Source organism: Pseudomonas sp. 39004 (assembly GCF_028682155.1).
Classification (GTDB): domain Bacteria; phylum Pseudomonadota; class Gammaproteobacteria; order Pseudomonadales; family Pseudomonadaceae; genus Aquipseudomonas; species Aquipseudomonas capeferrum.
Map to the genome: position 1 here is coordinate 1 of NZ_JANIAG010000081.1, position 23919 is coordinate 23919.

Below are 23919 nucleotides of genomic sequence, written 5' to 3' on the forward strand. Positions count from 1 at the left end.
CGTCGGTGTACGGCCGCCCTTCCCGCTCGGCAAGCGCCCAGCCCTCGCGCGCCTCCAGCGGCAGGTTGAAATGCAGCCCCAGCAGGTTGTCCGGGCACAGGTCGATCAACAGCACCCGCTCACCCACGCCCTGCAGCGCATAGCCCAGCGCGGCCAGCAAGGCACTGCGCCCCAGGCCACCGCGCACGCCGTGCAACGCCAGGCTGGTCATGGCAACACCGCCTCGCGCTTGGGTGCAGGCATAGGCAGCCCATCCTGGGCACTGGACCGGCAGCTTTCACCCAGCAACGGCCAGCGCTGCAAGGCCTGCTGAACCCCCACCAGCATGGAAATATCCTGATAGTTCAGGTCCGGCATATCCAGGTGCTGGCGCAGTTGGGCAATGTCGTCACTACGGTCGGCAGGGTCAGCGTTGCCAGGCTTCATCGGCTCTCCTCGGGGATAGGCTGCCAGTCAGGCTGGCCTTGCAGGCGCATATAGGCGCGCCCCTGGTAGTTCAAGACCTGCGCACCGGAGGTTTCCGCGACCTGTTCGGTGGTCGGCAGGTCGTTCAGCAGGCTGGGCACATCCAGTACCTGCTGCTGGCCAAGGCCGGCGTACACCCGCGATATCACTTCGGACAACGCCAGGTAGCTGGTGGGCGCCGAGACCCGCAGCGGCTCGCTGCGCCCAGGCTGCCCCATGCCGATGAACTTCAGGCCAACCGGCACATGGGTAATCGACGGCGTGGGGATTTCGCGCATGCCCGACAGCTGCATGCGGTCGCCATGCAGTGCGGCGCCATGCTCCGGGACGATGGCCACGACCACGCGGCGGCCACTGCGCTCCAGTTCGTCGAGGAAGGTGCCCAGCTCGCCGAACAGGCGGTTGGCGCGGGTGGCGTAGTCGGCGACGCGGGTGCCGCCGTCGGCGGTGACGATGCGGTTGCCGTCATGCAGGCTGATGCTGTTGTAGAACAGCGACACATGCTCGGCCGGCGTGCCTTTACGCTGGCCCCACCAGCGCCGCAACACGTCCAGGTCGCTGGCAATCGGCGAGCCGTCGAAGCCGACCAGTGCCCGCGGGAAATCGGTGTTGCGCAGGCCAGGTTGCGGCATGTGCTGCTGGGTGATATCGCCGATGAAGTTGTCGAAGCGCCCGCTGTGGTTGAGCAAGGTATTGCTCTGGAAGCCAAGCCTGGCCAGGTTCTGGAACAACAGGCACTGCTCCGGGGCGCTCTGGTACAGGCCCGCGTGGGACGACTGCCCACAGCTGGCACGCAGTACGCGAATGGCGGCCGGCCCGCTGTAGGACGTGGCCGAGTTGAACTGATCGAAGACCACGTCCAGGCGCGAGAGCAGCGGGTTGTCACGCAGCCCCACGGCCGACAGGTCATCCCAGGCCAGCGAGCAGATGTTGATCACCAGCAGGTCGAACGGCTGCTCCTCGGCATTCATGGCAGGGAACGCCGTTACCCGTTCACGCTCACTGGCAAAGAACCGCTCAAGCCAGCCGTCGAGCGTGGCGTTGTCGGCCAGCGCCGTGGCCTGCGCCTGCGCAGCGGGGCTGGTAGTCACCGTGCCGGGCGCCTGGCCCGCAGTGAACCCCAGTGACGGCAGCCCGCCGACGGCCAGCCAGCCCAGCCCTAACAGGCTCAGGGTACTCAGGCGCAGCCAATGGCGCAGGTACAGATACCCCACCAACAGCAGTGCCAGCGCGCCCATCAGGTTCCAGTTGATGAAACGGCCCAGCAGTTCGAGCAGGTAGTTCCACGAAAAATCGAGTACCCCCGGCTGCGCCAGCAGGCGACTGAACGGCGGCAACCAGGTGTCCTGGTAGAACAACGCGATGCCAATCGGCAGCGCCGCCAGCTGGCGCGCAATGCGCAACCACTTGCCCGGCAACGGGATCAGCAGAAACGCTGCGAACAACAGGTTCGGCAGCGCCTGGAAGTCGAGCATGCCCAGAGCGACCAGCAGGAACTTGGCCAGAAAATAGAGGTTCCACGCTCCCAGACCAGGCCATCGGGCCAGAACCGGGAGCGTGACGGTTGTATTAGTCATTACGGGGTTCCTGGCGTGCAGCGCGGTGGCGTACGCCCAGCGGTTTCAGGTAACGGGGGGAAAGGCGGCGGTGCAACCAGCCGCGCAACACTGCGCGCAGGCGCACCACCAGCAAGGCCAGGCCCAAGGTGACCAACGCAGTGAGGGCGATCACTTGCAGCAATTGCGCGAAGTTCATACTGCGCCCCGCTTGCCCAGGGCGACCCGGCGCGGTGCCAGTGCCGGCCGCGCGGGCGTGGGCAACTGCGCCGCTGCATCGACCCGCGGCGGCTGCGGCGAGCGGTTATCGAGGAAGGCCGGGGCGGCCAGGCTGTCGACGCCGGCAAGCACTTCCTGGCTGATGAACAGCTCTTTCCATGACAACTGGAAGATGTGATCAAGCGCCTGTTCGACGCCTTCGGAACGGCAGGCAAACAGGAACAGGAACAACACCTCCCCGACCACACAAGCGATGTCGCCGTCGCGGCGGAACACCGTACGCGAGCATGCCTGCAGCGGGGTCAGGCCTGGGGCCGGGCGCAATACCAGCAACTGGTGGACGATTTCGCCGTTACGTACACCGTGCCACATGCTCTGCACTGCTTCGGCGAACGCATCAGGCGCTACCAAGCCGCAGATCGCGAGTGGCCGCAAACGCGTGAGCAAGGCATCGAAGTCGGTTGGCAGGTGTCGGCGCCAGACATAACCCTGGATGCTTTCCACCATGGTCAGGAAGCGTGACAGGCTGGCGCCAAACGGCACGATTTGGGTGGCGCCGCAGGCCAGCAGCAGTTGTTCATCCTGATAGCGCAAGGTGGGCGCCATTTCGCGCACTACCAGCTTCAAGGCATTGCCACGCAACTGGCGCAAGCGGTGCAGCTGGCGCGCCAGGCTGTCCAGGCGCTGCCCGCCATCCATGGCGAAAATGACCGTGGCGGACACCGCTCGGCTGGCGCGGTCAGCCAGTTCGTCGAGGCTTTCGCAGACCTGCCAGTGCTCGGAGAAGGCAGGCGCCCCTTCAAGGACCGGCCGCTGGGCCAGGCACAACAGCTCATCGCCACCGGTATCGGTGGGCGCCTGCGGCGTACCGGCAACGGCAAACCCCGCGTCAAGGCGCACCAGCTCCATGTCCCGGGTGCCCGCCTTGCCAAGCGGGTTGCTCCAGAAGTGCTGCAGGTAACGGACCCCGCCTTTGCCGCGATACACCTGGGCCAAGCCGTCGACGCCCTGGTTGAACACGCGCAGGCACTCCACCAGGCCGGCACTCTGGCCACCGCTGATGACCAGCAGCAGCGCCGCCTCGGCCAACAACAGCGGGCGCAGCGCCTCGCACCAGCGCTCGACCTTGCCGTCTGCCCAGGCACCGGCAGGCGCCAGCACGACAAGCACACGGCCAGGAACATCGAGACGGGGCAGATCATCGACCAGGTGCAGGGTGGCGTGAGGGTTGGCTTCATACAGCGCCAGCTCGCCCGGGCCCTTTGCGGCATCCAGTGCACTCAGCACATCACCCATGCCTTGCGCATTGGCGATCAGGGCTGCCCGCGTTGGTTCGGGCAACCCCTCCACCACCTGGCGGCAGAGCAAGGTGGCGTCTTCTGCGGTGTCACAGGCCAACCAATACAGTCCCTGTAGATGAAGCTGGCTGCTTTCGGCGCCTAAGCCGGAGATTGCCAACAACGGCATTCCATTCGTCAAAACACTGGCTCTAAATTAAGAATTGAAACGGATTTCGGTAGAAATATCGCATGCGCGCTAGGGTGGCATTTTGATCTTCGTCAAAAAAACAGCAAATTAGCATGCGATTTAGCGTAACCGTCAATCTTACAGCACGAAGGCAAAATGCTGGCGCGCTCAAATGTAATTAATTGCAAGGAGATGTTCGGTTAGGGCTGTGAGGCGTATGGGGAAGGGGTGCCTGGCTTGGTTTCTTCAGGGCGGCGCTCGATCTTCATCCACCGTTGCCGCGCGTTGAATCAACGAGGCAGGACGTTCCTGTGCAATGGCGAAGGCAGGTTGCACGGCTGCTCGGTGCACAACCCGATTCCTGTCTAAGCTTCTGCCAGCATTTCCAGCAGTTGAGGCTTACGACGTACTCATGGGCAACGTTCTGTCATCGCATATCGGCCTGCGTGGCCTGATTTTGAGCTTTGTTCTACTCGCCGTGCTGGGCACCCTGTGCAATGGCCTGATCACCGCCTACGGCGTGCAACGCGATGCTTTGGTCCACTCGGCGCTGGAAGCCAACCGTGCCTACGCGTTCAAGGTGGCCTCCAGCATCGATGGGTTCCTGTACTCGGTCAATGAGCGCCTGAAATACAGCAGCCAACGCCTGGGCCGCGACATTGGCAACCCAGCCTTGCTGGAGGAGGAAGCGCTTCGCTTGCAGGCCCAGGACTCGGAACTGAACAGCGTGCTGATCACCGACCCTGCGGGCAAGATCCTGCAGGCATACCCGCCCGGGGTGCAGATTGGTTCGACGGTGGCTTCTACTGAGTTGCACACAGCACTCAAACAACGGCAGCCCTTGGTCAGCCAGGCATTCATTGCAGCCAACGGCAAGCTCATCATCTTTGTGTCGCAGCCGATCTTCAGCCCGACCGGCCAGTTTCTCGGGCTGGTGGGCGGTTCGGTGTACCTGCAGCAGCGTGGCGTAATGCATTCGCTGATTGGCGAACATCACCTCGATGGCACCTTCGCCTTCGTGGCCGACGGCAACCGCCGCTTGCTTTACCACCCCGACCAACAGCGCATCGGTGAAGTGCTCGGCTGGAGCGAGACGGTGGACATCGCCCTGCACGGTGAAAACGGCACCCTGGAAACCGTCAATTACCGGGGGGTGCCGATGCTTGCCGGGTTTGCCCATGTGCAGGGGTCCAACTGGGCTGTGGTGGTGCAACAACCGCGGGCACAGGCACTGGCACCACTGGGCAAGCTGATGCGCGACATGCTGATCAAGATCATCCCGGCCGGGGTGGTCGGCTTTGCTCTGATACTACTCGGCGTGATGCTGATCACCCGCCCGTTACGTGCACTGGCCGGCCATGCCATCGACCTTTCGGCGCCCAATGCCACGGCAGAACTGTCCGCGATCAATGCCTGGTACGCAGAAGCTGCGGCGATCCGCCAGGCACTGGTGCTGCAGGCACAACACCTGCAACAGAAGATCGGCACTTTGAACGCCGCCGCCGAAACCGACCTGTTGACCGGCCTGGGCAACCGGCGCGCGATGAAGGCGGCACTCGAGGCCCTGGATGCATCGCAGCAGGCTTATGCGGTACTGGCGTTGGATATCGACCACTTCAAGCGGGTCAACGACACCTTCGGCCATGATGTCGGCGACCTGGCCCTGCAGCAGGTGGCGCAAGTGATCCGTGACTGTACGCGTGCAGGGGACCTGCCCTGCAGGGCCGGCGGCGAAGAGTTCTGCCTGCTGCTGCCGAATACCGCGCCGAGTACTGCGAAAGAGGTCGCCGAGCGTATTCGCTCGACACTGAGCGCCACGCCCATGAAGCAGGTCGGCACGCTGACGCTGTCTATCGGTGTGGCTTGCCGCAGTACAGAGACCCCCACCGCCGCAGCCATCCTCAAGCGTGCCGACGAGCGCCTGTACCTGGCCAAGGAAAATGGGCGTAACCGTGTGGTGGCTGAAGATCGCGTGCTTTCCTAGATGCCTGCCGCTACAGGGTCAGAAATCCAGGGCGCCGCTGAGCAAGGCGTTGAGTTTGCCCGCGACGTCGGCGCCTTGCTCGTCCAGCAGGCACAACGCAATGCCTTGCAACGCCGCCTGAGAGCCGGCGAGGCCCGCACCTATCAGCGCCAGCGGGCAGGCAATCTCCATCTGCAACGCGCGCAGGCGTCTGGCCAACACAGGGCCAACCGGTGCCTGCAGCGCAATCACCAGTGCCGCCGGCTGCATCGCCGCACACAACAGGGGCAGCTCTTCCAGCGGTTGCCCGCAGCCGAGCACCTCGATGCGTTGTTGCTCGCCGCTCAACAGCAGCCCGGCACACAACACTTGCAGTTCGGCTTGCCCTTCGGTGCCTGCCAGCAGTACGCGCGGCGCATCGGCCTGGTTCATCTGCAGGCGCAGCATCAAGCGGGCGCGCAGGAACGTATCGAGAAACAGCCATTGGCTACGCTGGCCGAACGCACTGCCTGAAGCCAGCTCATGCCACACCGGCAGCAGCACTTCACGCAGTACGGTGGCCTTGGGCATGAGTGTGAACAACTGGCCATGCAGCCCTTCCAGCGCCTGCGCATCGAATGCCTGGGTTGCGCGCACTACGGCGGCGCGCCAATCGTCAAAGGCCGAGTGCGGCTGCACAGGCGCCTCAGGCTGGCCTGCGAGCATGTCGCCAACCTTGCTGATGGGCAGGCCGTTGGAGGTCCAGCGCAAGATGTCACGTATACGCTGGACATCACGGGCCGTGTACAAGCGATGGCCGCCCTCGGTGCGCTGCGGGCGAATCAGCCCATGCCGCCGCTCCCAGGCACGCAAGGTCACCGGATTGATGCCGGTCAGGCTGACCACATCGCGCATGGGTAGCAAATCAGGTGGGGTGGCGTCAGTCATGGCGAGGGGGCTTCCGGGGGGTGCCCTATTCTAAACCCATCTGCACCTTCTGCGGCGAGCGGCCTTGGTTCATCATGCAGCAAACGGCGCCGAAGCCTTCTGCACAGAGGCTACGCTGCGCATATCGCATACGAGATTTATGTGGGTGGGCCCTATGATCAACGCAAAACTCCTGCAACTGATGGTCGAGCAGTCCAACGATGGCGTCGTCGTCGCCGAGCAGGAGGGCAATGACAGCATCCTTATCTACGTCAACCCTGCCTTCGAGCGCCTGACGGGCTACAGCGCCGAGGACATCCTCTATCAGGACTGCCGTTTTCTTCAGGGCGAGGATCATGACCAGGTCGGCATCGCCACCCTCCGCGAGGCGATCCGCGAAGGCCGCCCCTGCTGCCAGGTACTGCGCAACTACCGCAAGGACGGCAGCCTGTTCTGGAACGAGCTGTCCATCACGCCCGTGCACAACGAAGCGGACCAGCTGACGTACTACATCGGTATCCAGCGCGACGTCACAGCGCAGGTGTTTGCCGAGGAAAAGGTACGCGAGCTGGAGGCGGAAGTGGCTGAGTTGCGTCGGCAACTGGGCCAAGCCAAGGGCTGACCCAAAAACCTATACAAGATCGTTTATTTGTATAGATTAACACTCAGGCTTCAGCTATACCTGTACAACAAATCATTGTTGTACAGGATTGCCTGGAGCCCAGTATGTCAGCGTACCTACAACAATTCGCCGAGCGCTTCGCCAGCCTCGATGGGGATAACCTAGACGCGCTGGAAAAACTGTACAGCGAAGAGGTCACCTTTCGCGATCCCCTGCATCAGATACAGGGGCTACCGGCCTTGCGGGCCTACTTCGAGCAGTTGTACGCCAACGCCCACGATATCCGCTATGCCTTCACCAGCGTCGACGAGGTGAGGCCCGGGCAGGGTTACCTGCGCTGGACCTTGCAGTTTTGCCACCCACGCCTGGCCCGCGGCCAGCAGATCACCTTGCAAGGCTGCAGCTGCTTGCATTGGCGCGACCGTGTGCATTTTCACCAGGACTATTTCGACGCCGGCGCCCTGCTGTATGAACACCTCCCGGTCATGGGCAGTGCTATCCGCTGGCTCAAAGGCAGGCTGGCATGAGCCGCTGCTGGTTGACCGGCGCAAGCAGCGGTATCGGTGCCGCACTCGCGCAGATACTGCTTGAACAAGGCCACCAGGTTGCTCTGGGGGGGCGCCTCGCAGAGCGCCTTGCCCCCTTGGCTGAACGGTTCCCCGGGCAGGTATTGCTGGCCATTGGCGATATTGACGACCCGCAGCAGGTGGCCGCTATCGCCGCCCGGATCGAGCAGGCCTGGGGCGGGCTGGACATGGCCATTCTCAATGCAGGCACCTGCGAATACCTGGAGCCGGGCCATTTTGATCCGGCCTTGGTCGAACGTGTGCTGCGCACCAACGTGCTGGGTGTCAGCTACTGCCTGGCGGCGGCACTGCCCTTGCTTCGCGCCGGCCAACGTCCCCACCTGGTGGTGATGGGCAGCTCGGTAAGCTGGCTGGCCTTGCCTCGCGCTGGCGCCTACGGCGCATCCAAGGCTGCGGTGCGCTACCTGGTGGAGTCACTGCGCATCGACCTGGCACACGAGGGCATCGCAGTCACCTTGGTCAGCCCAGGCTTCGTCGACACGCCATTGACCCGGCGCAACGATTTCCCCATGCCGCAGCTGTGGCCCGCGCAGCGCGCAGCCCGGCATATCGCCAGGCGCCTGCAGCACCGCCCGCTGGAAATCAATTTCCCCGGCCTTTTTACCTGGGTGTTGCGCCTGCTCGGGGCGCTGCCCGCGCGCCTGCGCCTGGCACTGGGCCAACGCCTTGCCCGCCATGAACAGGAATGATGATTCATGCGTATAGCAATCATCGGCAGTGGCATCGCGGGGCTGACCTGCGCCCATCTGCTGTCACGCAAGCACGAAGTGACGGTTTTCGAGGCCGAGCAATGGATCGGGGGGCACACGCATACCTTCGATGTGATCTGGCAAGGCGAGCGCCATGCGATAGACACCGGTTTCATCGTCTTCAACGACTGGACCTACCCGCACTTCATCCGGTTGCTCGACCAGCTCAAGGTCGCCTCGCAGCCGACCGAGATGAGTTTCTCGGTGCATGACCCGATCACCGGCCTGGAATACAACGGTCATGACCTGAACACACTGTTCGCCCAACGCCGCAACCTGCTGTCCCCTGGGTTCTGGGGGATGCTACGGGATATTCTGCGTTTCAACCGCCAGGCAGTCGCCGACCTCGACGCCCAGCGCATCGACGCCAACACCACCCTGGGCGCCTACCTTCAGGCGCACCGCTATGGTCGGCGCTTCATCGACCACTACATCGTGCCGATGGGTTCGGCGATCTGGTCGATGTCCCGCGCAGACATGCTTAGCTTCCCCCTAGCGTTTTTCGTGCGCTTTTGTCGCAATCACGGCTTGCTGTCGGTCACCCAACGGCCGCAGTGGCGGGTGATCAAAGGCGGTTCGCGCGGCTATGTTGCGCCGCTGTGCCGACCGTTTGCCGAACGCATCCGCCTCAACTGCAAGGTTTACCGGGTCAGCCGCGACGAACGTGGCGTCACCGTCGTCAGCGCTGCCGGCAGCGAACGCTTTGACAATGTGGTGTTCGCCTGCCACAGCGACCAGGCCCTGGCGCTGCTGGACACCCCAAGCCCGCAGGAGCGCGCCGTGCTCGGCGCCATCGGCTACGCCAGCAACGACGTGGTGCTGCACACCGATACCCGTCTGCTACCAGGCCGCAGGCGCGCCTGGGCCAGTTGGAACTACCGCCTGGGCGGGCCAGAGCAGGCCCCTGCGGCGCTGACCTACAACATGAACCTGCTGCAAGGCATCAAGGCGCCGACCACCTTCTGCGTGAGCCTCAACCAGACCGCGCAGGTAGACCCGGCGCAGATCATCGCCCGCTTCCAGTACGCCCACCCGCAGTACAGCCTTGCGGCCTCCGCCGCGCAGGCGTGCCAGGCGCAGTTGCAGGGCCAGCAACGCAGTTACTTCTGTGGCGCCTACTGGGGTAATGGTTTTCACGAAGACGGGGTAGTCAGCGCGCTGAAGGTGGCCGCGCATTTTGGAGAGCAGCTGTGAACAGCAGCCTTTGCCTGGGCTGGGTCAGCCACCGGCGCCTGACGCCGCGGCGCCACGCGTTCCGTTACCGGATCGGCATGTTCTACCTGGACCTGGACGAGCAAACCTGGCTGCTGGGCCTGTCACGCTGGCTGGGGCGCTGGCGCCTGGCGCCGCTGTGCTGGCGCGAGACCGACTACCTGCCCGCGCTGACCCGCCAAGGCGAGCCGCTGGCCCAGGCCGCACGCTTGCTGGTCCACCAGGCGACAGGGCATCTGCCCGAAGGCCCTGTGCGCCTGCTCACGCAACTGCGTTGCTGGGGGCTGTCGTTCAACCCGGTGAGCTTCTACTTCTGCCATGACCGCGACGGGCGCCTCGCGGCGATTCTGCTGGAGGTGCGCAACACGCCGTGGCGTGAACGCTTTCACTACGTGCTGCCAGTGCAGGGCAACCTTGCCAAGCGCTTCACCGTGGCCAAGGCCTTCCATGTGTCGCCGTTCATGCCCCTGAACATGGACTATCACCTGCGCTTCAGCCAGGACGCGGCGCATGTACGCATTCACATGCAGAACTGGCAAGGCGGCCGCAAGGTGTTCGAGGCCGACCTCACCTTGCAGCGCCAGCCACTGGATGCACCGGCGCTGCGCCGCTACGTGCTGACCTTCCCCTGGATGAGCCTGCACACCGTTCTGGCCATCTACTGGCAAGCGCTGCGCCTGTTGTGCAAGCGCACCCCCGTCCATGACCACACCACCCGCCAGGGCGACCTGGCGCTCGGCCAACCTTGCGAGGACCCTGAACATGTCGAATCCCACCCTGAGCGTTAGCAAGTTCGCCGGCCTTGCGCCCTTACTTGGCGGGCTGGCACGAAGCGCCGTGCTTGCCCAGATGGGTAAACTGCGCCACGGCCACCTGCGCCTGCTCAGCCACGGGCAGCAGTGGAGCTTCGGTGATGCCGAAAGCCTGCTGCAGGCCGAGGTGGAGATCCTCGATGACGCTACCTGGAGCCTGATCGCCGGCAATGGCTCGATCGGCGCGGGCGAAGCCTACATCCACGGCTACTGGCGAAGCCCCGACCTGGCACTGGTGACGCGCCTGTTCGTCGCCAACCTGGAAGTGCTCGATGCGCTCGAAGGTGGCCTGGCCCGCTTCGGCCGCCCTGCCCTGCGCCTGCTGCACCGGCTCAACCGGAACAGCAGGCGCGGCGCCCGGCGCAACATTCTGGCGCACTACGACCTGGGCAATGCCCTGTTCGAGCGGCTGCTGGACCCGACCATGATGTATTCTGCCGCACAGTTCGAGTACCCCGGGCAAACCCTGGAACACGCCCAGTTGCACAAGCTGGAGCGCATCTGCCAGAAGCTCGAACTGCGCCCTGACGATCACCTGCTGGAGATTGGTTGCGGCTGGGGCAGCCTGGCGATCCACGCCGCCACTCGGTACGGCTGCCGGGTCACCACCACGACACTCTCCGAAGCCCAGTACGCCCATACCTTGCAGCGCGTTCAGGCCCTGGGGCTGACGCAGCGCGTGACGGTGCTGCGCGAAGACTACCGCGACCTTCAAGGCAGCTTCGACAAACTGGTATCGATCGAGATGATCGAGGCAGTCGGGCATCGTTACCTGCCGGTGTACTTCCGCCAGTGCGCCTCGCTGCTCAAGCCCGAAGGCCTGATGTTGTTGCAAGCGATCACCATCCGCGACCAGCGCTATGCCCAGGCACGGCGCTCGGTGGACTTCATCCAGCGCTACATCTTCCCCGGTGGCGCCCTGCCCTCGCTGAGCGTGATGCTGGACACCGCCAGCCGGCAGACTGCACTCAACCTGGTGCACCTGGAGGATTTCGGCCTGGACTATGCCCACACCTTGCAGCATTGGCGCGAAAACCTGCGCCAGGCGCGCACAGCGCTGATGGACCTGGGCTACGACGACATGTTCCAGCGCCTGTGGGAGTTCTACCTGTGTTATTGCCAAGGCGGCTTCGAGGAGCGCGCCATCGGTGTCGCGCACCTGCTGTGGGCGGCCCCTCAGGCACGACGCGCACCCTGGCCTGGCGGTGCGTGATGCCCGGCCGCTGGCGGGTCGCCAATGCGCTCTGGTTACAGGCCGGGTGGTGGGCCTGCGTGCTCGGCGCGCACCGCCCTTGGTTGTTGCTGCTGGTGCCACTGGGCCTGGCCGTGCACCTGCGCCTGTGCCTGGGCTTCAACGCCGAGGTCAAGGCGCTGTGGCGCGTTGCGTTGGCCGGCTGCCTGCTCGATAGCATGATGGGGGCACTGGGCGTGTTCAGTTTCGACGCCTGGCCGCTGCCGCTGTGGCTGGCACTGCTGTGGTGGGTGCTGGCCAGCGGCATGCGCCACAGCCTGGCATGGGCCGGCAAGCGCTACTGGCTCGGCGCGTTGCTGGGCGCATTCGGCGGCCAGTTGGCGTATGTCGGCGGCGCCAGGCTGGCGGATGTCGCCTTGCCTTTGGGCGCGATGGAAACCGGCCTGTTATTGATGCCGGTGTGGGCATTGGCCCTGCCACTGCTTTCGCGTCTCGCGGCGTCGCCGTCACGTTGAGCGGGGCAAGCGCGTTCAGCTTCAGGGCGTGCCCGCTGGCAAGCGGCGGAAGAACAGGGTGATCTGGCCGACTTCCACGCCCAGTTTGCTCATGCTCGTGCGGTTGATGAGGGTGTCTTCATCCATGAGGTACATCCAGTCGTCCATGTCCACCTGCCAGTGCCGCCCGTCGACCGGCAGGTCCAGTTGGTAACGCCAACGCAGCGCATTCCCCGCCACTTCGCCACGCGCCTCGCCGATCACGTCCCCCGCTGTTCCGCGCCAGCGGCCAGGGCCGTCCGGCAGCAGTGTCCAGGTGCGCTGCTGGCGCGTGCCATCGCTGTATAGAAAATGCTCGTCGAGGATCAGCCGCTCACCTTCGCGGCGGCTGTCGATGCGCACGTGGAAGCGCTTCACCACCTCGCCGGAACGCTTCTGGAACATCCCCCAGGCCTGCACCGGGCGCGAGAAGAACGCCGCCAGGTCCAACTTCGGTTGCGTCTGGGCATAGTGCTCGACACCGACATTGCCACAGCTTCCCAGAAGCAGACAGGCAACCAGCAACAGCGCTTTGTACATGTTCAGCTACCTCGGTCGTTGCCCGCCAGCCCGAGTCCCTGGCCAGCGGACCGAGCCAGAGGGCGAAGAACGCCCTGCAGGCCTCGACACCTCGACAAATATTATACAATAGTAGCTTATTGCATAGATATTATCTGGGTTTGTATAGATTTCTAGGAACTCCACACTTGCCCTGCAAATCCCGCAAAATACGCCGTCTACTGCTCCCTGAAGGAATTGCTCATGCTGTACGTAGTCATGCTCGGTGGCCGCCACCCACGGGCCAGTATCGAGGTACACGACGTGCTGTTCGCACAGGCGGACTCACTGCAGCAGGCGTACCCGCAACTGCGCCAGGACTGGTTCGGCAGCCGTGCAGGCCTGCACATCGACTCGTGGCTGGAAGTCGACGGCATCGATCACTACCGTGTCGCGTTCAGCCAGCTGGCGCCAGGCGCGGATGACCCACGGCTGTTCTTCATCAACCTGGGCGGCTACGAGCCCAACGTGTTTGGCGAGGCGCACCGCTACCTGCTGGTGGTGGCCAGGGACAAAGCCCAGGCCAAGCAACTGGGCAAGCAACGCCTGCAGGCGGGCTGGCTCAAGCCTCATACCGATGCAGTACTGGAGGTTGACGACTGCCTGCCCGTCGACCGGGTGGGCGAGCGTTATGTGCACTTGATCGAAGGTGCCCATGGCGGGCTGCGTCAATACAGCGACTACATCCTGCTCTGAGGTTCAAACGCCGCCTCACCGGCGGGAATCAGCCCGCACTGACACCCGGATGCCTGGCTTTCGGATTGTCATGAAACAGGCTATGTTCGGCGAGACTCGACTGCGCGTCGCCAGCACCGACTTCGATCAAGGGAAACTTCATGCAGCAACGTGAACTGCTGACAACCGTTGCAGGTGCCTGCGAAGTGCCGCAACGCGCTACCGTTCAAGCGTGGCAGCGGCAGCCATGACAGACCTTGATCCTCGCGATGAAATAGCGCACTCGGTAAGGACGGACCGCCTGAAACAGCTGTTCGTCCAGTCGGCGCCCGCTGTGCTGGGCAGCTACTTGGCAGCCATCATGTTGTGCTGGCTGGGCTGGGAGCGTTTCGACCAGCAAAAGGTGGTCGCCTGGATGGCTGTACTCAGCCTTTCGACGGCCCTGCGTACCGCCATGTTCCTCACCTACCTGCGCGCTCCCGCCAGCCAGCGCACGGCTGAACGCTGGGAGTGGCGCTACTGGGCCACGCTGGTACTGTCGGCGGCAACCTGGGGCTTGGGTGCATTGGCTGTGATGCCGGCCGACGACCTGCTGGGGCAGACATTGATCATGCTGTTTGCCGTGGGCATGTCGGTCAGCGCCGTGTCGTGTTACTCGTCATACCGCAACATGACCGTGGTATCGATCGCCCTGGTTTTGCTGCCCTGCACCGGTTGGCTGCTATTGCAGCCTTCCGCGCTGCAACAGGGGATCGCACTGGCGGTACTGGTGTTCGCATCGTTCGTCGTCAACGCGACGCAAAGCCTGTCCTCAGCCCTGTTGACCGCGTGGCGCCTGAAACACGAAATGGAACACGCCCACCGCCTTGCCATGGTGGCTTCGTGCACGGACGAACTGACCGGGCTGAACAACCGACGTGCCTTTTTCGACTCGGCATCGGTGCAGCACGCCCGCTGCAGGGCGGGTTGTACCTTCGTGGCCGTGCTGATGCTGGACGTCGATCATTTCAAGCAGATCAACGATACGGCCGGGCACGCGGCGGGCGACCAGGTGCTGCAGCGGATCGGTGCCGTGATCAGCGCCAGCCTGCGTGATGACGACATAGCCGGCAGGCTGGGCGGCGAGGAGTTCGCCATCCTGCTGCCCGATACGCCTCTGCACACCGCCACCGAGATCGCCGAGCGCCTACGGGCCCTGATAGCCAAACTGAACGTCAACGTCGAACACCCGGTGACCGCAAGCATAGGCCTGGCGTTCGCAACAGCCCCCGCGAGTGAACTCGGTGCGTTGCTCAGTAGCGCAGACAAAGCCATGTACCACGCCAAGGCATCCGGCCGTAACCGGGTGACGGTCGTCGACCAGATGCCCGCCGCCGTCTGACAAGAGGCAAGCCTGCCCCGATTTGGTTCAACCCTGCCATCACGCCAAACCTTGCACTCAATTGATGCAGGGCAGCCACGCGCTCGGCATGCGCCCCTGCATCCAGCTGTCACAAATCCCCGCCAATTCGTCTAATACCGCTGCATGTGCGCTGCTAAAACGCGCACATCTGCTTTTTTAGCGCCATTTTCCCTCCCGATCCATCCGCCCTGCCCGTTCCGGCATTGTCATTGCAACGCGTGTTCACCCCTTAACCCGAGGCGATCCATAGAAACCGCATCCACAAGTAAATGCAGTACCGCACCCTGTTGTGAATGGATGAATGTGCAACAACACTGCCGACGAGTCGTGGCAAGGAGTGGGTATGTCCCGGGCTTTTTTCAATGAAATGTATGAGGCAAACGGAAGTTGCCGCCCGCACTATCAGGAGTTCGCCCGCTGGCTGGCGAACACGCCGCTGGCATTGTTGGAGCAGCGGCGGCACGAAGCCGACCTGCTGTTTCATCGGGCCGGTATCACTTTCACCTTGTACGGTGACCAGCAAGACACCGAGCGGTTGATCCCCTTCGATATCATCCCGCGCAGCATCCGCGCCAGCGAATGGCGCATCGTCGAACGCGGGTGTATCCAGCGCGTCCAGGCGCTGAACCTGTTCCTGCAGGACATCTACCACGATCAACGCATTCTCAAGGCCGGCATCATTCCGCCCGAGCAGGTGCTGGCCAACGAGGGCTACCAGGTCGCCATGCAGGGCCTGAACCTGCACCGTGGGCTGTACGCCCACATCGCCGGCGTCGACCTGGTGCGTGACAGTGACGGTACGTATTACGTACTGGAAGACAACCTGCGCACGCCCAGCGGCGTCAGCTACATGCTCGAAGACCGCAAGATGATGATGCGCCTGTTCCCCGAACTGTTCGCCGCCCAGCGCATCGCACCCATCGACCACTACCCCAATCTGCTGCTGGACACACTCAAGAGTGCCAGCCCGCTGGACAACCCGACCGCCGTGGTGCTCACCCCGGGGCGCTTCAACAGCGCCTACTTCGAGCATGCGTTCCTGGCTCGGGAGATGGGCATCGAGCTGGTCGAAGGCGCCGACTTGTTCGTGCGCAACGACCATCTCTACATGCGTACCACCGCCGGCCCACAGCAGGTGGATGTGATCTACCGCCGCCTGGACGACGAATACCTTGACCCGCTGTCGTTCAACCCTGACTCGATGCTGGGCGTACCGGGGCTGATCTCGGTGTACCGGGCTGGCAACGTGGTGCTGGCCAACGCGGTGGGCACCGGCGTTGCCGACGACAAGTCGATCTACCCCTATGTCGACGACATGATCCGCTTTTACCTGAGCGAGGAGCCGATCCTGAAGAACGTGCCCACTTGGCAATGCCGCAAGCCTCAGGACCTTTCCCACGTCCTGGCCCACCTGCCCGAGCTGGTGGTCAAGGAAACCCAAGGCTCCGGCGGCTATGGCATGTTGGTCGGCCCCGCCGCCACAGCGGCGCAGATCGAGGACTTTCGCGCCCGCATCAAGGCGCGCCCGCACGCCTACATCGCGCAGCCCACGCTGTGCCTGTCCACCTGCCCGACCTTTGTCGAAAGCGGCATCGCGCCGCGCCACATCGACCTGCGTCCGTTTGTGCTGTCAGGCAGTGAAACCCGCCTGGTGCCCGGTGGCCTGACCCGCGTTGCGCTGCAAGAAGGCTCGCTGGTGGTCAACTCGTCGCAGGGCGGCGGTACCAAGGACACCTGGGTGGTGGAGGACTGACCCATGCTTTCGAGAACCGCTTCCGATCTGTACTGGATGTCCCGCTACCTGGAACGCGCCGAAAACCTCGCACGCATGCTCGAGGTCAGCTACTCGCTGTCGCTGATGCCGCAAGCCGGGCGTTCGGATGGCCACGCCGAGCTGGCCATGTCGCTGCTGGCGTCCGGTACGCTGGACGATTACATCCGCAAGCACACCGAGCTGGACCCCGAGCGCATGCTGCACTTCTTTGCGCTGGACGCGAGCAACCCCAGCAGCATCTATTGCTGCCTGCAAGCTGCCCGCACCAACGCCCATGCGGTACGTGGGCGGATCACCGCCGACATGTGGGAAAACATCAACGCCACCTGGATCGAAATGCGCAACATCGCCAGCAACGGCCTTGGGCGCTATGGCATCAGCCAGTTCTGCGACTGGGTCAAGGAGCGCTCGCACCTGTTCCGTGGCGCGACCTCCGGCACCATCATGCGCAACGATGCCTACAGTTTCATTCGCCTGGGCACCTTCCTCGAGCGGGCGGACAACACCCTGCGCCTGCTCGATGCCCGTTATGAAATGTTCGGAGAAACCTCCGAGGAGGTCAGCGACGACTCTGCACGCGGTTACTACCAGTGGAGCGCCTTGTTGCGCGCCCTGACCGCCTACGAAGCCTTCAACGAAATCTACCGCAACGCGCCCAGCGCGCGACCGGTGTCGGAGCTGTTGCTGCTGCGCGTCGACGTGCCGCGTTCGCTGCATGCCTGCATCGACGAGCTCGACCAGATTCTTGCCGGCCTGCCTGGCAATACCGGCCGCGCCGCACAAAGGCTGGCCGCCGAACTCAACGCACGACTGCGCTACACCGCCATCGACGAGATTCTCGAAGCCGGGCTGCACCTGTGGCTGACCGACTTCATCGGCCGCATCCACCAACTGGGCCAGACCGTCCATAACGCCTATCTGGAGGTCATATGAAACTGTCCATCCGCCACGACACCACTTACAGCTACGCCAGTGACGTCTGCAACAGCATCCAGTTCCTGCGCCTGACACCGCGCAGCAGCGAGCGCCAGCGCATCCTCGACTGGCAATTGGATTTGCCCTGCAAGGTGAACAGCCAGATCGACCCCTATGGCAACATCCTGCACGTGCTGACCCTGGAAAAGCCCCATGGCCACCTGGCCCTCACGGCCAGCGGCCAGGTGGAAATCGACCCGGACTGCGAGCATGAGGCCGGCAGCCAGTCGCCCCTGCCGTTCCTGCGCAGCAGCCACCTCACCCAGGCCAGTGACGCGCTCAAGGCCTTCGCCACTCAGCAGTGTGGCGAGCGCCGCGACCGGGCAGCGTTGACTGCGTTGATGCAAGGCCTGGCCGACCATATGCCCTACAGCCCAGGCGCGACCTCGGTAGGCACCACGGCCATCGAGTCGTTTGCCGGCGGTGCCGGGGTGTGCCAGGACCATACCCACGCGTTCCTGGCCTGCGCCCGCAGCCTGGGTATCCCGGCACGCTACGTCTCCGGCTACTTGTGCACCGAAGACGAAACCCACCTGGCCAGCCACGCCTGGGCCGAAGCCTGGATCGATGAAGCCTGGTACAGCTTCGACGTCACCAACCGCCTCACCCGGCCCGAGCGTCACCTGAAACTGGCCGTCGGGCTGGATTACCTCGATGCCTGCCCAGTCCGCGGCGTGCGCCGGGGTGGCGGCGTCGAATCCATGCAGGCAAGCGTTCAGGTGCATCGCCAGTAACCCCCCGGCGCAACACCAGCAGGCCCCGGCGTGCCGTGTGCGGCGGGGCCCTCCATTCAAAGCACAAGGTAAACAGCATGACCTACTGTGTCGCTATGCACGTGGCGGACGGGCTGGTATTCATCTGCGACTCACGCACCAATGCCGGCATCGACCAGATATCCACGTTTCGCAAGTTGTTCGTTTTCAGCGTGCCGGGCGAGCGGCTGATCGTCCTGCAGACCGCCGGCAACCTCGCCACCTCGCAATCGGTGGTCAACCTGCTCGAACAACGCAGCCGGGGCACCGGCACCCACCTGCTGAACGTCGCCACGCTCTACGATGCAACGGTACTGGTGGCCGAAACCCTTCGCGAAGTGGTTGCCCGTGACCGCAGCAAGCTGACAGCCCAGATCGACCTGAGCGCCTCGTTCATGGTGGGCGGGCAGATCGCCGGCAGCCCCATGGGCATCTACAACGTCTATGCGCAAGGCAACTTCTTCCAGGCCACCCAGGACACCCCCTTCCTGCAATTGGGCGAGAGCAAGTACGGCAGGCCGATCCTGGACCGCAACCTCACCTACCACACGCCCTTGGACGAGGCGGTGCGCTGCGGCCTGATCTCATTCGACTCCACCATCCGCAGCAACCTGTCGGTGGGCATGCCCCTGGATCTGCTGGTGTATGGCAAAGACAGCTGCACAGCAAGGGAGCCGGTTCGCATTCATCACGACGACCCTTACTACAGCCAGATCCGCAAGCAATGGGGTGATGGCTTGAAAAACCTGCTGGCCGAACTCACGCCACCCCCACGCGATTTCATGGCCCAATGAGCGAGGTCGAAACATGCCGTCGGCTGGCGACCGAGCAGCCTCCATGCTCAAATAACCTTCACCGCACGGCCTATGAATTTCACCGGCCCGGTCGGCCGCCCGGTGGGCGAGCCACCGGCTTTTTCAAGCGTCAGCTCGAACAGTTGGTCGGGTTCTAAAGGCGGCATGCTGCTGGCGGGGACGCGGTATTGCTCGCCTGGCTTGATCAGCCCCAGCGAAACGGGTGCGGGCCATTGCGAGCCCTTGGTCCAGAACTGCAGTGCCATGCCGTCAGGTACAGCGTCCTGGCCCAGGGGGATGAGCTCTAAGGCCCGCCCATCGCTTGCCTGCACCACCCATCCCGGCGCCTGGTCCGTCGGTGCAACCAGCACCACCAGGTAGCGCGGCGACGGTGCCTGGCTGACCAGCAACAGAAACGTCAGCACCAGGCTCGCTGCGATGCCCACGGCACTCACCCCCTGCCACAGGCGAAGACGCTGCCACCACGCCACGGACGGTTTGGCAAACCACCCCGCGCGCTCGTCCAGGCTGCGCTCTATACGCCCCCATAAGCGGGGGCTGGGTGTTGAGGGTTGGGCAACACGGGTCAGGGCCAGCAGGCGTTCTTCCCACGCATCCACAGCCCGCTGCAGGCGCGGGTCATGCGCCATGCGCGCGGCCAGCGCCGCGCGCTGGTCGGCAGGCAGTGTGCCGAGTACGTACTCCCCTGCCAGCGCCTCCAGCGCGTCCTGGTCTTGATCGGCAGCATCCGCTTTCATCCCATGCACTCTCTGAGAGCCTTGAGGCTTCGCTTGATCCAGGCTTTGACGGTGCCTAGTGGCGCGTCGAGCAGGCTAGCGATCTCGATGTGGCTGCACCCGTCCACATAAGCATGCAGGATGCACCGTTGAGGTGAAGGCTGCAGTTGCTCCAGGCAGCGGTAGATCCTGCTCGAACCCGACCATGCCTCATCATCGGCACCCGGGAACACGGCGCCGATGGCGTCGATATCGCTTTCGTCAAAAGCGACTTCACAGCGCACGTCACGTATGTGATTCAACGCCAGGTGCCGGGTGATGCTGTAGATCCAACCCCGTGCCGAACCGCGCGCCGGGTCGAAACTCGCGGCGCGGGTCCAGATGCGGATGAAGGCATCGTGGAGGATATCCTCGGCGGTTGCGTCATCCCTGGCGATGCGCCGCGTGACGCCCAGCAAGCGTGCGCCTTCATGGGTGTAGAGCGCCTGCAAGGCGCGCCGATCGCCTTGAGCGCACGCCGCCAGGCATGCCTGAAAATCGAAGGGGGTAACAGGCAGGTTCAACGTTCGATCACTCCTAGCATTACCGAGTGCAGCCCCAGCCTTGAGGCCAGGTCTGGCGGTAAGGGTAGATGATCAATCACCCGCCGGCTGCCACAACATCGATCATTTGGCGGCCCAGAACACGTAGTCAGCCTGGTACTTGACGATTTGTCGCTCGCCTTTGTTCTGCGCCATGCAGCCACTTTGCGGCGCAACGCCACCATGGGTCGCAACGCGCTGGATGTAGCTGACGCCGTGCATGGCACCTGGGCCTTCGGCGGGGTTGGCCTTCACCAGTTGATACGGCAGCGCGGTCTTGTCCACGGGCGCCACAGCGAGCTGGGTCCCGGTGATTTTCGAACCGTCCTTGGCTTGCCAGGTGGCAGGCGGGCCGAAGTAGTCGCCCACTGCCTTGCCCGAACGGTCATTGAGCACCGCTTTCGGGCCTACGAATACCCACTCGGTCTGCCCCGGCATGCTGGCCTTGTCGCGGCATTCGTAGGTGATTTCGCCCACGCCCACGGTTTCCAGGACCACCTTGTGGCCTTCGGGCACCTTCACGGCATCAGGCAGGCCTTGTTGAGCGTGGGCTGTGTGTGAGGCCAGAACCAGGGCCAGGCCAGCGACGAGCGAGCAGGAAACGGATGTGAAGGTCATCGTGCAAACTCCTGATAGGGGGTGGTCGGGGCTGCAGCAAGGCTGCCCCTGTCCTGATTACCCGCCACCGTCCTGTTTGGATGCACCCCTGCACAAAAAAATGTGAGGACGCTGACGCACAGCGTCGGAACTTTGCTGGCTTGTCGCAGGCCTTCTTTCTCAGGTGTATTGATAAAAGGAGATACCCGATGAGTGCGCAACTCAGTGGCAAGCGCGTGGCCTTTCTGGTCACTGATGGTTTCGAACAGGTGGAACTGACCGGTCCTCGTGATGCATTGAAAGATAACGGCGCAGTGGTCGATATCCTGAGTGACACGCCAGGCACCGTTCGCGGCTGGAATCATGACAAGCCTGCCGACGAATTTAGCGTGGATGCAACCTTCGACGATGCCCAGCTCGACCTCTACGATGCCCTTGTACTGCCTGGCGGCGTACAGAACTCCGACACCATTCGCCTGATACCCGGCGCGCAGGAACTGGTAAAAGCCCACGATTCGGCCGGTAAACCATTGGCGGTGATCTGCCATGGTGCATGGCTACTGGTGTCCAGCGGCCTAGTCGAAGGCAAGCGGATGACCAGTTACAAGACTCTGCAGGATGATATCCGCAACGCTGGCGGCACCTGGGTGGATGAACAGGTGGTGGTGGATGGCAACCTGATCAGCAGCCGCCAGCCAGATGATATTCCCGCGTTCAACCAGCAGTTGATCAGCGCCCTGGCAGGCTGAACCTGCCCCTTGCAGCCCCTTGCATCGCTCAAGGGGCCTGCACGCCTCAGCTCAGACGAAACGGGCAATAACACGCTGAACCATTTGCCTGTGTGCCACGTCCACCGCACAAGCATTCATGAGTCGAAACCAAAATGGCGTGCGATCCCGTGCTGGCAGTGCTCGGCTACCTCAAAGACCACCAGTTGGTACTCACCACGGCGGAATCCTGCACGGCAGGCTGCATGATTGCATTGCTGGCCGCCTACCCGGGTGCAGGGGAAGTGCTTGAAAGCGGCTACGTGGTGTACTCACCCACGGCCAAGAAGCGTCTGTTGGGCGTGAACCCGCAAACCATCGAGCGCTATGGCCTGACCAGCGAGGCCGTGGCCTGGGAAATGGCATTAGGTGCATTGAAGGACAGCGATGCCAATGTCGTCATCGCAACCACCGGCGTAGCCGGGCCTGGCCAGGCATCGGGGGTTCTACCCGGCACACTGTGCTTTGCCTGGGCTTTTGCCGGCGAACCCATCGCAGTGTTTACCCGTACCCAGCGATTCTTTGGGGAACGTGCGCAGGTCATGCACGAGGGCGCCCTGTATGGGCTGACCCGGCTGGGTCACTACTACGAGCGCTGGCTGCGCGGGGACCGCGCCTGAATACCGGACACTTCATGAAGGCCACAATTTCGTCCAGGGTTTACTGAACCAGGATGGCGTGATGAACCTCGATAGACGGGACGGGCACCACACTGCGCCGCGTCGTCAGCCACTCACGCATCCGTGCGGTATCGAAGATCTGCCCCTCTTCCATCATCACCAGAACCAACGCTTGGGACATTCGGTAGCACCCGCATTGCGAACAGTGACGCTCTTCCCACCCCGTCGAACACTCGACGGATTCGGCATATCCCGCGCAAATCAGACAACTCATGAAGCCCCCTTCTGCTTATTTTTGGTAGGAGGTTGAAACAGGGTTAACGAGATGAACTATTTCTCATAGTTACCATGAGATTTCCATGCCAATTCGAAATTCCCTGTTTTTTGGGGGGTGGGATTGCATTTGGGCTACAAGGTGCTCGCCAGTGCATTTTTAGCGCCTGTCAGATCGAGCGCCGCGCGGGCGGCGCTTGATGTTCGCGACACCTCCAAGCCCAAGACAAGCACGCCAACCATCATCCTTGTTGAACCCTGCTGCACAAGGTCGACTCAATGCCTAGGAAGCCTGTATTAACCCGCCCGCACTGAGGTGACGACATGAATGCTATCGATCTGCTGGTTCAAGACCACAAGGTGGTGAAAAAGCTGCTGGAAGAACTGTCTTCGACCACTGAACGTGCCGTAAAGAAACGCGCTGAACTGCTGCATCGGATTGAACAGGAACTGCAAGTCCACACCGCCCTGGAGGAAGACATCCTCTACCCCGCGATCAAACAGGCCGGTGGCAAGGAAGAAGCCAAGATGTATTACGAAGCGAAGGAAGAGCACCGCACCGTCGATTCACTGGTGCTGCCTGATCTGCTTCATACCGAAACCGGCACCCTGGAATTCGCCGGGCGGGTCAAGGTGATGAAAGAGCTGCTGGAGCATCACATCGAGGAAGAGGAAGGCGAGCTGTTCCCGACGGCCAAGAAGCTGCTGGGCAAGAGCCAGCTGGAAGAGCTGGGGCTGGCCATGGAAGCGCAGAAGAAACTGCTCAAGAGCGAGCAGCGCGCCGCTTGATTCGAGTGCGCCGTGCCGGGGCCCTCTCGGCTCGCCCTGGCAGGCGCGCAGTAAGGAAATTCGTTGGGATTGGCGTTGATGACGAACTGGATAGAATTGCTGCAATGGCCTGCCATGGCGGTCACGGTACTGGCGGCCTGGTGCATAGGCTCGCGCCGCGCCGGGCGTCGCAAGATTGGCTTCTGCTGTTTCATTGCCAGCAACCTACTGTGGTCAGTCTGGGGCTGGCACGCTCAGGCCTGGGCGTTGATTGTGCTGCAGGTAGTGCTGTGCCTCATGAACCTCAGGGGCTGGAAGAAGAACACGGCTGCCGAGCTCCAGTCGTGAATAGATCGGAAGAGC

Annotated in this window: 29 protein-coding genes; 18 read left to right on the forward strand and 11 right to left on the reverse strand. The window is 63.2% G+C overall.

All coding sequences use genetic code 11. From position 1 onward, the window contains the following. The 5 genes from NP534_RS15215 to NP534_RS15235 all read right to left on the reverse strand — a co-directional run. The coding region (locus tag NP534_RS15215; RefSeq protein WP_274099245.1) for a cellulose synthase operon protein YhjQ/BcsQ at positions 1-211 on the reverse strand (211 nt) is incomplete at its 3' end. Further along, positions 208-426, reverse strand: a complete 219-nt coding sequence (gene bcsR / locus NP534_RS15220) for a cellulose biosynthesis protein BcsR (protein WP_274099246.1) — start codon at positions 424-426, stop codon at positions 208-210. The genes NP534_RS15215 and bcsR, both read right to left, overlap by 4 nt. Further along, positions 423-2042 (reverse strand): cellulose biosynthesis protein BcsG, encoded by a 1620-nt coding sequence (gene bcsG, locus NP534_RS15225; protein WP_274099247.1) that lies wholly within the window; start codon positions 2040-2042, stop codon positions 423-425. The genes bcsR and bcsG overlap by 4 nt, the downstream gene beginning before the upstream one ends. Next, positions 2035-2220 carry a cellulose biosynthesis protein BcsF gene (gene bcsF, locus NP534_RS15230; RefSeq protein WP_186655988.1) on the reverse strand — a complete coding sequence of 62 codons (186 nt, stop codon included), beginning with the start codon at positions 2218-2220 and terminating at the stop codon, positions 2035-2037. The genes bcsG and bcsF overlap by 8 nt, the downstream gene beginning before the upstream one ends. Continuing rightward, the gene (locus tag NP534_RS15235) at positions 2217-3707 is read right to left on the reverse strand and encodes a BcsE family c-di-GMP-binding protein (protein ID WP_274099248.1); all 1491 of its coding nucleotides are present in this window, start codon (positions 3705-3707) and stop codon (positions 2217-2219) included. The genes bcsF and NP534_RS15235 overlap by 4 nt, the downstream gene beginning before the upstream one ends. A gap of 412 nt (positions 3708-4119) precedes the next feature. Between NP534_RS15235 and NP534_RS15240 the strand changes: the two genes are divergently transcribed. Further along, on the forward strand, positions 4120-5691 hold the full coding sequence (locus NP534_RS15240) for a sensor domain-containing diguanylate cyclase (RefSeq protein WP_274099249.1): 1572 nt from the start codon (positions 4120-4122) through the stop codon (positions 5689-5691). A gap of 18 nt (positions 5692-5709) precedes the next feature. On the opposite strand, the gene NP534_RS15245 is transcribed toward NP534_RS15240, so the two are convergent. After that, positions 5710-6597 (reverse strand): MerR family transcriptional regulator, encoded by an 888-nt coding sequence (locus NP534_RS15245; RefSeq protein ID WP_274099250.1) that lies wholly within the window; start codon positions 6595-6597, stop codon positions 5710-5712. Positions 6598-6751: 154 nt separating this feature from the next. On the opposite strand from NP534_RS15245, the gene NP534_RS15250 reads away from it, so the two are divergent. The 7 genes from NP534_RS15250 (at position 6752) to NP534_RS15280 (ending at position 12265) form a co-directional block, all read left to right on the forward strand. Beyond that, positions 6752-7198 (forward strand): PAS domain-containing protein, encoded by a 447-nt coding sequence (locus NP534_RS15250; RefSeq protein WP_274099251.1) that lies wholly within the window; start codon positions 6752-6754, stop codon positions 7196-7198. Positions 7199-7302: 104 nt separating this feature from the next. Beyond that, positions 7303-7725, forward strand: a complete 423-nt coding sequence (locus NP534_RS15255) for a nuclear transport factor 2 family protein (protein ID WP_274099252.1) — start codon at positions 7303-7305, stop codon at positions 7723-7725. Beyond that, the gene (locus NP534_RS15260) at positions 7722-8474 is read left to right on the forward strand and encodes an SDR family NAD(P)-dependent oxidoreductase (protein ID WP_274099253.1); all 753 of its coding nucleotides are present in this window, start codon (positions 7722-7724) and stop codon (positions 8472-8474) included. Before NP534_RS15255 ends, NP534_RS15260 begins: the two co-directional genes overlap by 4 nt. Positions 8475-8480: 6 nt before the next feature. After that, positions 8481-9728, forward strand: a complete 1248-nt coding sequence (locus NP534_RS15265) for an NAD(P)/FAD-dependent oxidoreductase (protein WP_274099254.1) — start codon at positions 8481-8483, stop codon at positions 9726-9728. After that, positions 9725-10534, forward strand: coding sequence for a DUF1365 domain-containing protein (locus NP534_RS15270; protein ID WP_274099255.1), 810 nt, complete (start codon positions 9725-9727; stop codon positions 10532-10534). Before NP534_RS15265 ends, NP534_RS15270 begins: the two co-directional genes overlap by 4 nt. Continuing rightward, positions 10509-11771 carry an SAM-dependent methyltransferase gene (locus NP534_RS15275; protein WP_274099256.1) on the forward strand — a complete coding sequence of 421 codons (1263 nt, stop codon included), beginning with the start codon at positions 10509-10511 and terminating at the stop codon, positions 11769-11771. The genes NP534_RS15270 and NP534_RS15275 overlap by 26 nt, the downstream gene beginning before the upstream one ends. Further along, the gene (locus NP534_RS15280; protein WP_274099257.1) at positions 11771-12265 is read left to right on the forward strand and encodes a DUF2878 domain-containing protein; all 495 of its coding nucleotides are present in this window, start codon (positions 11771-11773) and stop codon (positions 12263-12265) included. The genes NP534_RS15275 and NP534_RS15280 overlap by 1 nt, the downstream gene beginning before the upstream one ends. 21 nt (positions 12266-12286) lie before the next feature. On the opposite strand, the gene NP534_RS15285 is transcribed toward NP534_RS15280, so the two are convergent. Beyond that, positions 12287-12823, reverse strand: a complete 537-nt coding sequence (locus NP534_RS15285; RefSeq protein WP_274099258.1) for a DUF3833 domain-containing protein — start codon at positions 12821-12823, stop codon at positions 12287-12289. Between the two features lie 222 nt (positions 12824-13045). On the opposite strand from NP534_RS15285, the gene NP534_RS15290 reads away from it, so the two are divergent. The 6 genes from NP534_RS15290 to NP534_RS15315 all read left to right on the forward strand — a co-directional run bounded on the left by NP534_RS15290 (position 13046) and on the right by NP534_RS15315 (position 19213). Continuing rightward, positions 13046-13537, forward strand: coding sequence for a DUF1543 domain-containing protein (locus NP534_RS15290; protein WP_274099259.1), 492 nt, complete (start codon positions 13046-13048; stop codon positions 13535-13537). Between the two features lie 313 nt (positions 13538-13850). After that, positions 13851-14897, forward strand: a complete 1047-nt coding sequence (locus NP534_RS15295; RefSeq protein WP_274099268.1) for a GGDEF domain-containing protein — start codon at positions 13851-13853, stop codon at positions 14895-14897. Between the two features lie 364 nt (positions 14898-15261). Next, positions 15262-16671: a circularly permuted type 2 ATP-grasp protein gene (locus NP534_RS15300; protein WP_274099260.1), complete on the forward strand. Its 1410-nt coding sequence runs from the start codon at positions 15262-15264 to the stop codon at positions 16669-16671. Between the two features lie 3 nt (positions 16672-16674). Then, positions 16675-17625 (forward strand): alpha-E domain-containing protein, encoded by a 951-nt coding sequence (locus tag NP534_RS15305; protein WP_033698461.1) that lies wholly within the window; start codon positions 16675-16677, stop codon positions 17623-17625. Further along, complete coding sequence (locus NP534_RS15310) at positions 17622-18401, forward strand: transglutaminase family protein (RefSeq protein ID WP_033698462.1); 780 nt, start codon at positions 17622-17624, stop codon at positions 18399-18401. Before NP534_RS15305 ends, NP534_RS15310 begins: the two co-directional genes overlap by 4 nt. Before the next feature lie 77 nt (positions 18402-18478). Beyond that, complete coding sequence (locus NP534_RS15315) at positions 18479-19213, forward strand: proteasome-type protease (protein ID WP_274099261.1); 735 nt, start codon at positions 18479-18481, stop codon at positions 19211-19213. A 47-nt stretch (positions 19214-19260) separates the two neighbouring features. Here NP534_RS15315 and NP534_RS15320 read toward each other — a convergent pair whose 3' ends face one another. The 3 genes from NP534_RS15320 to NP534_RS15330 form a co-directional block, all read right to left on the reverse strand. Further along, positions 19261-19971, reverse strand: a complete 711-nt coding sequence (locus tag NP534_RS15320) for an anti-sigma factor (protein WP_047583155.1) — start codon at positions 19969-19971, stop codon at positions 19261-19263. Then, positions 19968-20513, reverse strand: coding sequence for a sigma-70 family RNA polymerase sigma factor (locus tag NP534_RS15325; protein ID WP_274099262.1), 546 nt, complete (start codon positions 20511-20513; stop codon positions 19968-19970). Before NP534_RS15325 ends, NP534_RS15320 begins: the two co-directional genes overlap by 4 nt. A gap of 102 nt (positions 20514-20615) precedes the next feature. Beyond that, positions 20616-21149 carry a DUF3455 domain-containing protein gene (locus NP534_RS15330; RefSeq protein ID WP_274099263.1) on the reverse strand — a complete coding sequence of 178 codons (534 nt, stop codon included), beginning with the start codon at positions 21147-21149 and terminating at the stop codon, positions 20616-20618. Positions 21150-21337: 188 nt separating this feature from the next. Between NP534_RS15330 and NP534_RS15335 the strand changes: the two genes are divergently transcribed. Beyond that, on the forward strand, positions 21338-21877 hold the full coding sequence (locus tag NP534_RS15335; RefSeq protein WP_274099264.1) for a type 1 glutamine amidotransferase domain-containing protein: 540 nt from the start codon (positions 21338-21340) through the stop codon (positions 21875-21877). Positions 21878-22011: 134 nt separating this feature from the next. Next, entirely contained in the window at positions 22012-22515 is a 504-nt protein-coding gene (locus tag NP534_RS15340; protein ID WP_095064529.1) for a CinA family protein, read from the forward strand. A 40-nt stretch (positions 22516-22555) separates the two neighbouring features. On the opposite strand, the gene NP534_RS15345 is transcribed toward NP534_RS15340, so the two are convergent. Continuing rightward, positions 22556-22696 carry a hypothetical protein gene (locus tag NP534_RS15345; RefSeq protein ID WP_274099265.1) on the reverse strand — a complete coding sequence of 47 codons (141 nt, stop codon included), beginning with the start codon at positions 22694-22696 and terminating at the stop codon, positions 22556-22558. Between the two features lie 416 nt (positions 22697-23112). Between NP534_RS15345 and NP534_RS15350 the strand changes: the two genes are divergently transcribed. Together NP534_RS15350 and NP534_RS15355 are read left to right on the forward strand one after the other, a co-directional pair. Then, a complete protein-coding gene (locus NP534_RS15350; protein ID WP_274099266.1) occupies positions 23113-23577 on the forward strand; it encodes a hemerythrin domain-containing protein in 465 nt (154 codons plus the stop codon). 78 nt (positions 23578-23655) lie between these two features. After that, positions 23656-23904 carry a hypothetical protein gene (locus NP534_RS15355; RefSeq protein WP_274099267.1) on the forward strand — a complete coding sequence of 83 codons (249 nt, stop codon included), beginning with the start codon at positions 23656-23658 and terminating at the stop codon, positions 23902-23904. The last annotated feature ends 15 nt before the right edge of the window (positions 23905-23919 follow it).

Excerpts from the sequence above, each read along its gene's own strand:
- bcsR (WP_274099246.1), bottom strand. The coding sequence starts at position 426 with ATGAAGCCTGGCAACGCTGACCCTGCCGACCGTAGTGACGACATTGCC.
- bcsG (WP_274099247.1), bottom strand. The coding sequence starts at position 2,042 with ATGACTAATACAACCGTCACGCTCCCGGTTCTGGCCCGATGGCCTGGT.
- bcsF (WP_186655988.1), bottom strand. The coding sequence starts at position 2,220 with ATGAACTTCGCGCAATTGCTGCAAGTGATCGCCCTCACTGCGTTGGTC.
- NP534_RS15235 (WP_274099248.1), bottom strand. The coding sequence starts at position 3,707 with ATGCCGTTGTTGGCAATCTCCGGCTTAGGCGCCGAAAGCAGCCAGCTT.
- NP534_RS15240 (WP_274099249.1), top strand. The coding sequence starts at position 4,120 with ATGGGCAACGTTCTGTCATCGCATATCGGCCTGCGTGGCCTGATTTTG.
- NP534_RS15245 (WP_274099250.1), bottom strand. The coding sequence starts at position 6,597 with ATGACTGACGCCACCCCACCTGATTTGCTACCCATGCGCGATGTGGTC.
- NP534_RS15250 (WP_274099251.1), top strand. The coding sequence starts at position 6,752 with ATGATCAACGCAAAACTCCTGCAACTGATGGTCGAGCAGTCCAACGAT.
- NP534_RS15255 (WP_274099252.1), top strand. The coding sequence starts at position 7,303 with ATGTCAGCGTACCTACAACAATTCGCCGAGCGCTTCGCCAGCCTCGAT.
- NP534_RS15260 (WP_274099253.1), top strand. The coding sequence starts at position 7,722 with ATGAGCCGCTGCTGGTTGACCGGCGCAAGCAGCGGTATCGGTGCCGCA.
- NP534_RS15265 (WP_274099254.1), top strand. The coding sequence starts at position 8,481 with ATGCGTATAGCAATCATCGGCAGTGGCATCGCGGGGCTGACCTGCGCC.
- NP534_RS15275 (WP_274099256.1), top strand. The coding sequence starts at position 10,509 with ATGTCGAATCCCACCCTGAGCGTTAGCAAGTTCGCCGGCCTTGCGCCC.
- NP534_RS15280 (WP_274099257.1), top strand. The coding sequence starts at position 11,771 with ATGCCCGGCCGCTGGCGGGTCGCCAATGCGCTCTGGTTACAGGCCGGG.
- NP534_RS15285 (WP_274099258.1), bottom strand. The coding sequence starts at position 12,823 with ATGTACAAAGCGCTGTTGCTGGTTGCCTGTCTGCTTCTGGGAAGCTGT.
- NP534_RS15290 (WP_274099259.1), top strand. The coding sequence starts at position 13,046 with ATGCTGTACGTAGTCATGCTCGGTGGCCGCCACCCACGGGCCAGTATC.
- NP534_RS15300 (WP_274099260.1), top strand. The coding sequence starts at position 15,262 with ATGTCCCGGGCTTTTTTCAATGAAATGTATGAGGCAAACGGAAGTTGC.
- NP534_RS15305 (WP_033698461.1), top strand. The coding sequence starts at position 16,675 with ATGCTTTCGAGAACCGCTTCCGATCTGTACTGGATGTCCCGCTACCTG.
- NP534_RS15310 (WP_033698462.1), top strand. The coding sequence starts at position 17,622 with ATGAAACTGTCCATCCGCCACGACACCACTTACAGCTACGCCAGTGAC.
- NP534_RS15315 (WP_274099261.1), top strand. The coding sequence starts at position 18,479 with ATGACCTACTGTGTCGCTATGCACGTGGCGGACGGGCTGGTATTCATC.
- NP534_RS15320 (WP_047583155.1), bottom strand. The coding sequence starts at position 19,971 with ATGAAAGCGGATGCTGCCGATCAAGACCAGGACGCGCTGGAGGCGCTG.
- NP534_RS15330 (WP_274099263.1), bottom strand. The coding sequence starts at position 21,149 with ATGACCTTCACATCCGTTTCCTGCTCGCTCGTCGCTGGCCTGGCCCTG.
- NP534_RS15335 (WP_274099264.1), top strand. The coding sequence starts at position 21,338 with ATGAGTGCGCAACTCAGTGGCAAGCGCGTGGCCTTTCTGGTCACTGAT.
- NP534_RS15340 (WP_095064529.1), top strand. The coding sequence starts at position 22,012 with ATGGCGTGCGATCCCGTGCTGGCAGTGCTCGGCTACCTCAAAGACCAC.
- NP534_RS15345 (WP_274099265.1), bottom strand. The coding sequence starts at position 22,696 with ATGTCCCAAGCGTTGGTTCTGGTGATGATGGAAGAGGGGCAGATCTTC.
- NP534_RS15350 (WP_274099266.1), top strand. The coding sequence starts at position 23,113 with ATGAATGCTATCGATCTGCTGGTTCAAGACCACAAGGTGGTGAAAAAG.
- NP534_RS15355 (WP_274099267.1), top strand. The coding sequence starts at position 23,656 with ATGACGAACTGGATAGAATTGCTGCAATGGCCTGCCATGGCGGTCACG.